Here is a 10,835-nt window from a genome sequence, read left to right as displayed (position 1 = left end):
GATGCGCGGACCCAAGGCCGCCGGGCACGGGCCCGGCCCTCCATCACGCCCAGGATGTCCACGCATGCTGCCCCACCCCCGACCCATCGATGACGTGCGGGACCTGGACCCGGATGAGCTGCCGGCCCGGCTGCACACCTGGACCACGCCGAAGGTGATCCGCGGGCTGGTCGCGCACTGGCCCCTGGTCGCGGCCGCGCGCCGCTCGCCTGCGGAGGCGGTTGCGCACCTGGCCGCGTTCGACCACGGGCAGATGCCGGTGACCGCGACCACGGCAGCACCCGACGCCGGCGGCCGGCTGTTCTACAACGCGGACATGAGCGGCTTCAACTTCCGCCGCGAGCAGGTACCGTTGAAGGTGGTGCTGGCCACGCTGCTGAAGTACGCCACCGATCCGGCGCCGCCATCGATCTACGTGGCATCGACGACGCTGGACAGCTTCCTGCCCGGCTTCACCCGGGCCAATCCGCTGCAGCTGGGCGTGGACGAACCTCTCAGCAGCATCTGGATCGGCAACCGCTCGCGCATTGCCGCCCATCAGGACGTACCGGACAACCTGGCATGCGTGGCGGCCGGGCGCCGCCGGGTGACGCTGTTCCCACCGGACCAGATCGACAACCTGTACATCGGCCCGCTCGATTTCACTCCCGCAGGGCAGGCGATCAGCCTGGTCGATTTCCACGCACCGGACCTTGATCGCTTTCCGCGCTTCCCGCAGGCGCTGCAGCAGGCGCTGGTGGCCGAACTTGAACCGGGCGATGCGGTCTTCATCCCTTCACTGTGGTGGCACCACATGGAAGGTCTGGAAACATTCAATGTGCTGGTCAACACCTGGTGGCGGCCGGTGCCGGCCTGGATGGACTCGCCGATGAATGCCCTGATGCTGTCGATCCTGGCCCTGCGCGGATTGCCTGCGGCACAGCGCGCGCAGTGGCGCGCGATGTTCGACCACTATGTGTTCGCCGACAGCGAGGCGGCGACCGCACACATCCCGATGCAGGCGCAGGGTGTGCTGGGAACGCTCGACGCAGCCGCGGCCGCGCACGTGCGCCAGACCCTGCTGCGCCGCCTGCAGCGCTGAGGCCGCCGGTCGCGCCGGGCTTCACCCGCGCCGACGCCGTTTCTGGCGATAATGCTGCCTGCATTCCGCCTGCGCCTGCCCGCATTGCGGTCCCCCCCGCCCCATCCTGCTCCGCATGCGCCTGATTTCGCCCCGCCTCAACCTGGGCAAGCTGATCCTGGCCCTCGCCCTGCTCAGCGCCGTCATCGCCCTGGCCAATACACTGCTGGCCAGCTACCGCGTGCAACGCGACCAGCTGGTCGGCAACACGCTGGAGGCCAACCGCGTCTATGCCAGCAAGCTGGCCGAGACGACCCAGAACTTCCTGCTGTCCGCCCAGCAGCAGTTGGCCTACAGCGCGACCCGGCTGGGCGAGGCGGACATGGATCCGCGCCAGGCGCAGGGCGAAGCCAGCCGCCTGCAGCTGCAGTCGAGCAGCTTCAACTCCTCGCTGGTCGTGGATGCCGATGGCCTGGTGATCGCCACCTCGCCCCAGACGCTGCAGCTCCAGGGCGAGATCCTGCACAGCGCGGGCAACAATGCGGCACTGGCCTCCCGTCAGCCGATGATCAGCGATCCCTACCAGTCGGCCACCGGCAAGCTGCTGGTCTCACTGTCGCATCCGATTTTCGACGGCCAGGGCCGGTACCGCGGCTATATCAGCGGCACCCTGTACCTGCGCCAGCGCAGCGCGCTGCATACGCTGCTGGGTACGCATTACTATCGCGACGGCTCGTATCTGTATGTGGTCGACCGCCATGGCCGCCTGCTGTACCACGTCGAAGGCGAGCGGGTGGGCGACTATGTGGTCGGCAATCCGGCGGTGACGGCGGTGATCCACGGTGAGCGGGGAGCGCAGCAGGTACGCAACAACCGCGGTGTATCGATGCTGGCCGGCTATGCCCCGGTCGCTGTCACCGGCTGGGGCATCGTCGCCCAGCGGCCCACCGAAGCCACCCTGCAGCCACTGTCGCGGCTGATGTCGGCGGTGATCTGGAACGCGATCCCGCTGGGTGTGTTGTCACTGGTGATCACCTGGTGGTTCGCCCGGCGCATTTCGCTGCCGCTGTGGCAGCTGGCGCGCAACGTGCAGGCCGGCGAGGACACCGGCAACGCGATCAGCCATGTCAACGGCATCCGCGCTTGGTACTTCGAGGTTGCCCAGCTCAAGCATGCGGTGCTGCACAGTTTCAACGCACTGCAGGACCGGATCGGCACGCTCAACCGCGCCAGCCGCACCGATCCGATGACCGGTCTGTTGAATCGTCGCGGGCTGCAGCATGCGCTGGATGCGCTGCAGGCGCAGGGCATTCCCTTCGCGATCCTGGCGCTGGACATTGATCGCTTCAAATCGATCAACGACGGCCATGGGCATGACGTCGGTGATGCCGTCATCGTCCATATCGCCGAGCAGATGCGCCGCCACTCGCGCGAGAGCGATCTGTTGTGCCGCGCTGGCGGCGAGGAGTTCCTGCTGCTGTTGCCGGGTATCGGTACCGAGCCTGCGCGCCAGGCCGCCGAGCGCCTGCGCCAGCACATCGCCGATCACCCCTTCGCACCGGTCGGCACGATCACGGTGTCGCTGGGCGTGGCCCATTTCCCCAGCTTCCATGCCGATGCCGAGCAGGCCCTGCGCCTGGCCGACAAGGCCCTGTACCTGGCCAAGGAACAGGGGCGCAACCGGGTAATCGTCTACCCCCACGCAGACTGAAGCGCAGGCGCGCGGGGCTACGCCAGCCGGTGGCTGGCGGCATAGGGCGGCGTGTCCGGATAGTCGCCACTGGCGAAGCGGGCCTGCAGGGCCTGCCACCAGCCGGGATCGAACAGGTGCCGATAGTGCTCACGCACGGCCGCCAGTTCGCCGGCCGGCAATCCCATGAAGGGGCCGAAGCGTTCGGGGAACACATCGCGCGGGCCAACGTGGAACCAGGGCTCGTCGGCCATCGCCTCTTCCGGCGAGCTCGGCTGCGGCCAGGCACGGAACACACAGTCGCTGACCAGGCACAGTTCGTCGTAATCGTAGAACACCGCGCGGCCGTGACGTGAAACACCGAAATTCTTCGGCAGCATGTCACCCGGGAAAATGTTGTTGCGTGCCATGTCGGTGATCGCCTGCGCGTAGTCGAGCACCGCAGCGCGCACCGGCTCTGCGCCCTGCTCGCGCAGGTACAGGTTCAACGGGCGGAAACGGCGCTGCACGTAGCACAGCGCCACTTCCACTTCGTCGCCATCGACGCGGATGCTCTGCGCGCACTGGCCCAGCAGTTCGTCAAGCAGCGCCGGCGCAAAGCGGTCGCGCGGGAAGCGCAGGTGCCGATAGGGTTGCGCGTCCAGCAGGCGGCCGACACGGTCCAGGTTGAACACCAGCGCGTACTTCTCTTCCACCTGCTGCCGTGACATCGCCTTCGGCCAGGCGAAACGATCGCGGATGAGTTTGAACACCAGCGGATAGCTGGGCAGGGTGAACACGGCCATGACCATGCCGGGGGTGCCTTCGGCGTGGACCAGGCGCTCGTGTGGATGTTCATTGAAATGGCGGAAGAAGGTGCGGTAGCGCTCGGTCTTGCCCTGCTTGGCACGGCCCAGCACGGTGTAGATTTCGTCGATCGGCTTGCCCGGCAGCAGGCTGCGCAGGAACACCACGGCGTCGCCGACGGTGGCCAGGTCGGCCTGGAAATAGCTACGCGACACACCGAACAGGTGGGCGACATCGCGGCGACGGGTCAGCACTGCATCGGCACGCAGGCCCTGTTCGTCGTTGACCAGCGCGATCACGCAGGGCGAGAAGCGATGCTCGCCGAAGACGCGCCCTACCAGATAGGCGCGACGCTCGCGGTAGAACACGGTATCCAGCAGTTCGATGCTGCGTACCGGCGTATCGCCCCAGTGCGCAAGATCATCCTGCAACCGTACGGCGATGGCGGCGGCACAGCGCAGCTGGTGCGCATAGGGAACATCGAAGCGATAGTCAGCCAGCACCCGCTGCAGCGCCTCCACCGGGCGCGTCGGCGAGACCGCATAGGTGTGGCGGGCGACCGGATGGGTGATCGCATCGGACGGCTCGACATCGAAGGCGATGAACTCCACCGCCGGGTCCACGCCGCGAGTGGCGAACAACCGCCGCGACAGCGTGTTGTAGAACGTCTTGTACAGCTCGGCGTCGATCAACCCCTGCAGCAGGGCGCTGTAGGCGCCGTGCACCTGCAACCACAGCGAGCGCTCGCCGATCGCCTCGCCGGCAAGCCTGCGCAGTGCGTCCATCTGCTCGGCGATGCACAGGTCGTACAGGGCGATGCGCTCGACGGCGTCCTGGCGGGCACCGTTCCAGTCGCGCTGCTCGAAGCGCTGCCGCGCGCGGGCGGTGATCGCCGCGAAGCGGGCATGGTACTGCTCGAATCCATCGCGGATGGCGCCTGCGATGCGCGGCGCCAGCTCGGCAGCGATGTCAGGCGTGGACATGCAGGGCTCACCGGGGAAGATGGCTCAACCATACGCCGGCGTGGGGTGGAATGGGTAGAGCCGGGCCATGCCCGGCTCCAACAGGCATCGGCTCAGATGGCCAGCTCGGCCTCCACTTCCTGCACCTTGCGCCGGGCCAATGCCAGATTGGATTTGCTACGGTCCAGCACGATGTAGAAGAACAGGCCCTTCTTCCTGGCCACCGGGCGCATGATGTGGTACGCCCTGCCCAGCGAGATCAGGATGTCCTCGATGCTGTCGTTGAGGTTGAGCGACGCTGCGGTTTTCATCTTCGCGCGGATCACTTCGGTGTTGCCGGCTGCCGCCACTTCCATGTCCATCCCCGCACCGGCTTCGCCCAGCAGCATGCCGCTTTCATAGTCGACCAGCGCCACGGCCTGCGCGCCATCGATACCCATCAGTGCATTCAACGATTCATTCAATCCAGACACGTTGCACCCCTTGTCGGTGTAGGTTCGAGCCCCTCGTTCCCCTGCGGCCGGGCTCACGGTCCGCCGAGTTCGGCCAGGATCGCCTGGCCACATTCCCTGCTCTGCCACAGCACCTGGCCGATCACGCTGCGCTGGTCGCAGGCTGCCATCAGCAGCAGCGGCACACGCCCTTCACCGTGAATGGCCAGCATCAGCACCTTGCCGCCCGCGGCTTCCAGCATCAGCGTCTGCAGGTCTCCCAGGACCAGCTCGCGCCCTACCGCTGCCGCCAGCGCCAGCATTGCGCTGGTCATCGCGGCCAGGCGTTCACCACGCCCTTCGGCACCGGCGCTGACCAGCGCGAAGCCATCGACACTGGCCAGCACCACGGTGCGCACCCCTTCCACCCGGTGCTGCAGGTCCTGCAGCAACGGCTGCAGGCGTTCGCGCTGGCGCGCATCGGGCAGCAGTGCGGCCTGTCCGTCAGCCATGCGCGGTCACCAGCGCGTACGCTTCGATCTCGCTCATCAGCACATCCATCAGCAACAGCCCCTGTTCGCGGTCGCGCGCATCCAGCGGCAGCAGCGGCAGCGGTTGGCCGTCGATCTGCGCATGTGCTGCCCAGTGTTCCATCGCGGCCGCCGGTGCCTGGTCCAGATGGGTCACCGCCACCACCAGTGCCAGCGCCGGTCCGAACGGCCGCAGCACCTGCAGGTAGCCGTCCAGTTCGGCAGCCACGCCGGCACGTCGGCCATCCAGCAGCAGCACCGCGCCGCGCGCGCCCTGCAGCAGGATCGGCCACAGGAAATCAAAACGTTGCTGACCCGGCGTACCGTACAGGCGGAGACGCTCGCCATTGGGCAGATCGATGTCGGCGTAGTCGAGCGCCACCGTGGTCGATGCCTTGTCGGCGCCAAGCCGATCGCTGTTGGCGACGTCGGTGTCCACCACCGTGCCGGCGGCGATGCTGCGCACCAGCGTCGACTTGCCGCTGCCCATGCCACCCAGCACGACCACCTTGTGCTCACGCATTGCGTTCGCTCCCGCGCAGGTGGCGCCACAGCCGGGCCAATAGCCCGCTGTCGTTGCCCGTGCCGCGCATGACCGTCACCGTCGCCGCAGGCGCCGGTTGCAGCTGCGCATAGCCACACAGATAAGCGGCGTGCACGAAATCGCGTACTGCAGCCTGCGGAAGGTCGAGCAGCACGGCACACTCGTCCACCGTACAGGCGCGCTTGAGCAGCAGCGAGCACAGGCGGAAGCCATCGTGATCGTGGCCCAGTACGCGGAAGTCAGGCCAGCGCAGCAGTTTCACCGAGGCGACGCGCAGGCGCTCGTCCAGGGCCTGCCAATGCGGGCTGCGCTGCGCCCACTGCCACAGCAACGGGCGCAATGGCTGCCGGGTGCGATCTGCCGCCTGGGCCTGCAGCTGCGCTGCTGTCAGCGCATCGAGCCAGAGCTGTTCGAACCCCCGCGCAAGGCGTTCGACCAATGCCACGACGGGCTCGTGCAGTGCGATGGCCTGGTCCTGCTCCAGGTCCAGCAGCAGCAGGGGCGCAGCGGCATCCCCCAGCAGCGCGTATCCCTGCCGCAGTGGCAAGCGCTCGCGCAGCAGGCGGGTGATCGCGCGTGCACCATCGGCCAGGCGGATCGGCGCGGGCACGTGTGGAATTACGGGTTCCGGTGGGCGCTGCATGCCACGCAGTGCGCGGCCGATCGCGCCGTCATCGAGCACACGCTGCTGGCCATCGCCGTCGCGCAGCTGGCCACCGGGATCTTCGATCCAGCACTGCAGGCGGGGCCGCTGCTGGCGCATGCGCAGGGCCGCGCTGCGCAATGCGGGTGTATCGCGGATGACCAGCAGATCACAGTCGTCCAGATCCTGGCTGCGGCGGATCTGGCCGTCAGGCAGGGCCGAAGCGATGCGCAGGCGCCTGAGCAGGGCCTGCTCTCCCTGGATATCGGTTCCCACTACCAGCACGCGTGCCATCCGTGTTCCCCGTGCGACCGCCTCCCCGGCGATCTCGCGTCGCCAAGGCTAGGTCATCGCCCTCGGCGTCCGTCGTGATCGACCGCTCAGATTGACAGTGCCCGCGCGTACGCACGCATCGGTTCTGCGACGGCCATCGCGGGCAAGTTTCATGCCGTATTGACGGCATTCCGACAGCTGACGGAAGTCACGTTTTCATCGCTTGGGGTCAGATCCCTTTTGCATGGCAAAAGGGGATCTGACCCCGGAGCCAAAAAGAAACCCGCGCCGAAGCGCGGGTTCCGGGGTCACGACCGAAAGGCGATGGATCAACCGCGCAGCTGCTCCAGCGCGGCGTTGAAGGTCGCGCTCGGGCGCATCGCCTTGCTGGCCTTTTCCACGTCCGGGCGGTAGTAGCCGCCGATGTCCACGGCCTTGCCCTGCACTGCGATCAGCTCTTCGACGATCTTCTGCTCGTTGTCGGTCAGGGCCTTGGCCAGCGGGGCGAAGCGTGCCTTCAGTGCGGCATCCTCGTCCTGCGCGGCCAGGGCCTGCGCCCAGTACAGCGCGATGTAGAAGTGGCTGCCACGGTTGTCGATGCCACCGAGCTTGCGCGAAGGCGACTTGTCGTTGTCCAGGAACTGGCCGTTGGCTTCGTCCAGCGCCTTGGCCAGTACACGGGCTGCTGCATTGTCGTAGCGGTTGCCCAGATGCTCCAGCGACGCTGCCAGCGCCAGGAACTCACCCAGCGAATCCCAACGCAGGTAGTCCTCTTCAACGAACTGCTGTACATGCTTGGGAGCCGAGCCGCCGGCACCGGTCTCGAACAGGCCACCACCGGCCATCAACGGCACGATCGACAGCATCTTGGCGCTGGTGCCCAGCTCCATGATCGGGAACAGGTCGGTCAGGTAGTCACGCAGCACGTTGCCGGTCACCGAGATGGTGTCTTCGCCCTTGCGGATGCGGGCCAGCGAGAACGCGGTGGCTTCCACCGGCGGCAGGATGCGGATGTCCAGGCCGGCGGTGTCGTGGTTCTTCAGGTACTGCTCGACCTTGGCAATGACCTGCGCGTCATGGGCGCGGGCAGCGTCCAGCCAGAACACGGCGGGGGTGCTGCTGAGGCGCGCGCGCTCGACCGCCAGCTTGACCCAGTCCTGGATCGGGGCGTCCTTGGTCTGGCACATGCGCCAGATGTCACCGGCCTCCACCGCGTGCTCGAACACCACGCTGCCCGCGTCATCGGTGACCTTGACCACGCCGTCGGCGGCGATCTGGAAGGTCTTGTCGTGCGAGCCGTACTCTTCGGCCTTCTGCGCCATCAGGCCGACGTTCGGCACCGAGCCCATGGTGGCCGGGTCGAAGGCGCCGTGCGCCTTGCAGTCGTCGATGACGGCCTGGTAGACGCCGGCATAGCAGCGGTCCGGGATGACCGCCTTGGTGTCCTGCAGCTTGCCTTCGGCATTCCACATCTTGCCGGAGTCGCGGATCATCGCCGGCATCGAGGCGTCGACGATCACGTCGCTCGGCACGTGCAGGTTGGTGATGCCCTTGTCCGAGTTGACCATCGCCAGGCCCGGGCGCTGCGCGTACTCGGCCTTCAGGTCGGCTTCGATGGCGGCGCGGGTGGCCTCCGGCAGCGTCGGCAGGCGCGCGACCAGGTCTCCGATGCCGTTGTTGGCATCGAAACCGGCCTGCCGGATGGCGTCGGCGTGCTTGGCCAGCACGTCCTTGTAGAACTCTTCCACGACCACGCCGAACATGATCGGGTCGGAGACCTTCATCATGGTCGCCTTCAGGTGCAGCGAGAACAGCACGCCCTGGCTCTTGGCATCGGCGATCTGCGCGTCGATGAAGGCAGCCAGCGCCTTGCGGCTCATCACGGCGGCATCAACGATCTCACCGGCCTTGACCGCGGTCTTTTCCTTCAGCACGACGGTGCTGCCGTCATTGCCATGGAAGGTGATCTTCAGGGTGCCGGCGTTGGCGAGGGTTGCCGACTTTTCGCTGCCATAGAAGTCGCCCGCGTCCATGTGCGAGACGTGCGACTTCGAATCGGCGGACCAGGCGCCCATGCGATGCGGATGCTTGCGGGCATAGTTCTTCACCGACAGCGGCGCGCGACGGTCGGAGTTGCCTTCGCGCAGCACCGGATTCACCGCGCTGCCCTTGACCTTGTCGTAGCGCGCCTTGTAGTCGCGCTGCTGGTCGTCGGCCGGCGTTTCCGGGTAATCCGGCAACGGATAGCCCTGGTCCTGCAGCTCCTTGATGGCCGCCTTCAGCTGCGGCACCGAGGCGGAGATGTTGGGCAGCTTGATGATGTTGGCGTCCGGCGTGGTCGCCAGCTGGCCCAGCTCGGCCAGGTCGTCACTGACCTTCTGCTCCTCGCCCAGCAGTTCCGGGAACTGCGAAAGAATGCGCCCGGACAGCGAGATGTCGCGGGTTTCCACCACGATGCCAGCAGTGGCGGTATAGGCATCGACGATCGGCAGCAGCGACTGGGTGGCCAGGAACGGGGCTTCGTCGGTCAGCGTGTAGAGAATCTTGGACATGGGGGACTTGGACTCTGTAGCAGTGCTCAGGGAAAGCCCGGCGGCAGCGCCGGACCACGTGCAACCGTGTCTCGCGCGGGGCCTGGCCCCACGCTTTCCCCCGTCGCCGTCAGGGTGGGCGCGCGGCGGGGAAACCCCTGCATTGTCGCGTTTTCAGCCGCGCGGGGCAAAGCCGCGCCATACGCGCCGGTACTGCAACGCAGTGATTCACCCGGCTGGGGGTGTCACGCAAAAAAAAAGACGCAGCCTCGCGGCTGCGTCCATCGTGAGCCCTGCCGGGAGAGAGTCGGCAGGACTTACTTGACCTCGAACTCCTGCGGCGTTCCGGCCGCCTTACCATCAACCATGACTTCGGCGCGGTACTTGCCGGCCGGCCAGCCATTGGCATTCTTGAAGGTGATGTTGGTGGTCTCGGCACCGCTGGTGTTCAGCGTGGCATTCTGCTCGCCGGCGACCTGACCGTCCTGGAAGGTCAGCTTGGCGCCGACGTTGACGTTGTTGGCAGCACCGTCTGTGCGGACCGACACGATCACATCGTCCTTCGGCGCGAACAGTGCTGCCGGAGCGACGGACTTGTCCGCTGCCGCCGTCTTGCCGACGGAGACGGAGGAGACGGCTACTGCCGCCTCAGACATCGGCGGCGGCGCGCCGGTCATCGGTGCCGGGGCCGTTTCGGCCGGGGCGGTGGCAGCGGGCGCTGCATTGCTGTCGGTCGACTCTTCCTTCTTCTTGCAACCCACCAGGGCGACGCTGCCCAACAGGGCGGTCAGCAGGGCGGTCTGGAGCGGCGTGGTCTTGATCATTCGGTGTTCCTCCCAGGATTGTCGGATGGCGTGCGGGCGCGGCCGGCTTACTTCGGTGGCAGTTTCAGGGTCTGGCCAGGGAAAATCTTGTCCGGGTCATCGAGCACGTCCCGGTTGGCTTCGAAGATCTTCTTCCAGGCATTGGCGTCGCCAAGATGCGCCTTGGCGATCTTCGACAGCGAGTCCCCCTTCTGCACGGTGTAGGTGCCGCCGCTGACCACCTCGGCGGTGCTGTCCACCGAGCCGCTGACGCCGGAGAAGTCCACCTTCGGTGCCTGCTGGGCGGTACTGTCGACGCTGGCGCTGACGCCGGAGAAATCAGCTTTCTTCTCGGTACTCATCCACAACTCCCGTCTGCATGACTACGTGGTTCGCACGGTGCCATGGCGGTTGTTAAATGGGGATGGTGCAGATGTGAAGCCGCCCCCCCGGGGGGCTGAACAATCGGGAGATGGACACCCCCTGCCCGCTGCTCCACCGGTAGCGCCGGGCCATGCCCGGCGGCGGTGGCTGGGACCGCTGCGCTCGCCGGGCGTGGCCCGTCGCTACCCGTAACCGCCT

Annotated in this window: 10 protein-coding genes; 2 read left to right on the top strand and 8 right to left on the bottom strand. The window is 66.9% G+C overall.

Annotated features, from left to right (window positions below; genetic code table 11):
* The first annotated feature begins 64 nt into the window (after positions 1-64).
* Together QMZ25_RS15445 and QMZ25_RS15440 are read left to right on the top strand one after the other, a co-directional pair.
* Entirely contained in the window at positions 65-1,081 is a 1,017-nt protein-coding gene (locus QMZ25_RS15445) for a cupin-like domain-containing protein (RefSeq protein ID WP_065174396.1), read from the top strand.
* A 115-nt stretch (positions 1,082-1,196) separates the two neighbouring features.
* Complete coding sequence (locus QMZ25_RS15440) at positions 1,197-2,771, top strand: sensor domain-containing diguanylate cyclase (protein ID WP_065174395.1); 1,575 nt, start codon at positions 1,197-1,199, stop codon at positions 2,769-2,771.
* Between the two features lie 17 nt (positions 2,772-2,788).
* Here QMZ25_RS15440 and aceK read toward each other — a convergent pair whose 3' ends face one another.
* From aceK to QMZ25_RS15400, 8 genes are all read right to left on the bottom strand, one after another.
* Entirely contained in the window at positions 2,789-4,519 is a 1,731-nt protein-coding gene (aceK, locus tag QMZ25_RS15435) for a bifunctional isocitrate dehydrogenase kinase/phosphatase (protein ID WP_053515635.1), read from the bottom strand.
* A gap of 92 nt (positions 4,520-4,611) precedes the next feature.
* The gene (locus QMZ25_RS15430) at positions 4,612-4,971 is read right to left on the bottom strand and encodes a hypothetical protein (protein WP_074900004.1); all 360 of its coding nucleotides are present in this window, start codon (positions 4,969-4,971) and stop codon (positions 4,612-4,614) included.
* A 53-nt stretch (positions 4,972-5,024) separates the two neighbouring features.
* The gene (locus QMZ25_RS15425) at positions 5,025-5,441 is read right to left on the bottom strand and encodes a roadblock/LC7 domain-containing protein (RefSeq protein ID WP_053515632.1); all 417 of its coding nucleotides are present in this window, start codon (positions 5,439-5,441) and stop codon (positions 5,025-5,027) included.
* Positions 5,434-5,982 (bottom strand): ATP/GTP-binding protein, encoded by a 549-nt coding sequence (locus QMZ25_RS15420; RefSeq protein WP_065174394.1) that lies wholly within the window; start codon positions 5,980-5,982, stop codon positions 5,434-5,436. Before QMZ25_RS15420 ends, QMZ25_RS15425 begins: the two co-directional genes overlap by 8 nt.
* A complete protein-coding gene (locus QMZ25_RS15415) occupies positions 5,975-6,940 on the bottom strand; it encodes a hypothetical protein (RefSeq protein ID WP_283219895.1) in 966 nt (321 codons plus the stop codon). Before QMZ25_RS15415 ends, QMZ25_RS15420 begins: the two co-directional genes overlap by 8 nt.
* A gap of 308 nt (positions 6,941-7,248) precedes the next feature.
* The gene (locus QMZ25_RS15410) at positions 7,249-9,471 is read right to left on the bottom strand and encodes an NADP-dependent isocitrate dehydrogenase (RefSeq protein ID WP_279941999.1); all 2,223 of its coding nucleotides are present in this window, start codon (positions 9,469-9,471) and stop codon (positions 7,249-7,251) included.
* Positions 9,472-9,767: 296 nt separating this feature from the next.
* The gene (locus QMZ25_RS15405) at positions 9,768-10,274 is read right to left on the bottom strand and encodes a hypothetical protein (RefSeq protein WP_053515624.1); all 507 of its coding nucleotides are present in this window, start codon (positions 10,272-10,274) and stop codon (positions 9,768-9,770) included.
* Between the two features lie 47 nt (positions 10,275-10,321).
* Positions 10,322-10,615, bottom strand: a complete 294-nt coding sequence (locus tag QMZ25_RS15400) for a LysM peptidoglycan-binding domain-containing protein (RefSeq protein ID WP_283219894.1) — start codon at positions 10,613-10,615, stop codon at positions 10,322-10,324.
* Positions 10,616-10,835: the final 220 nt, after the last annotated feature.

The sequence above is a fragment of the Stenotrophomonas sp. RS-48 genome (genome assembly GCF_030053245.1).
In the GTDB taxonomy this organism is placed as follows: domain Bacteria; phylum Pseudomonadota; class Gammaproteobacteria; order Xanthomonadales; family Xanthomonadaceae; genus Stenotrophomonas; species Stenotrophomonas maltophilia_P.
The sequence above is the reverse complement of the archived record's forward strand: the minus strand, read 5'-3'. Positions and strand labels throughout refer to the sequence as shown.

Excerpts from the sequence above, each read along its gene's own strand:
- QMZ25_RS15405 (WP_053515624.1), bottom strand. The coding sequence starts at position 10,274 with ATGATCAAGACCACGCCGCTCCAGACCGCCCTGCTGACCGCCCTGTTG.
- QMZ25_RS15440 (WP_065174395.1), top strand. The coding sequence starts at position 1,197 with ATGCGCCTGATTTCGCCCCGCCTCAACCTGGGCAAGCTGATCCTGGCC.
- QMZ25_RS15400 (WP_283219894.1), bottom strand. The coding sequence starts at position 10,615 with ATGAGTACCGAGAAGAAAGCTGATTTCTCCGGCGTCAGCGCCAGCGTC.
- QMZ25_RS15415 (WP_283219895.1), bottom strand. The coding sequence starts at position 6,940 with ATGGCACGCGTGCTGGTAGTGGGAACCGATATCCAGGGAGAGCAGGCC.
- QMZ25_RS15410 (WP_279941999.1), bottom strand. The coding sequence starts at position 9,471 with ATGTCCAAGATTCTCTACACGCTGACCGACGAAGCCCCGTTCCTGGCC.
- aceK (WP_053515635.1), bottom strand. The coding sequence starts at position 4,519 with ATGTCCACGCCTGACATCGCTGCCGAGCTGGCGCCGCGCATCGCAGGC.
- QMZ25_RS15445 (WP_065174396.1), top strand. The coding sequence starts at position 65 with ATGCTGCCCCACCCCCGACCCATCGATGACGTGCGGGACCTGGACCCG.
- QMZ25_RS15420 (WP_065174394.1), bottom strand. The coding sequence starts at position 5,982 with ATGCGTGAGCACAAGGTGGTCGTGCTGGGTGGCATGGGCAGCGGCAAG.
- QMZ25_RS15425 (WP_053515632.1), bottom strand. The coding sequence starts at position 5,441 with ATGGCTGACGGACAGGCCGCACTGCTGCCCGATGCGCGCCAGCGCGAA.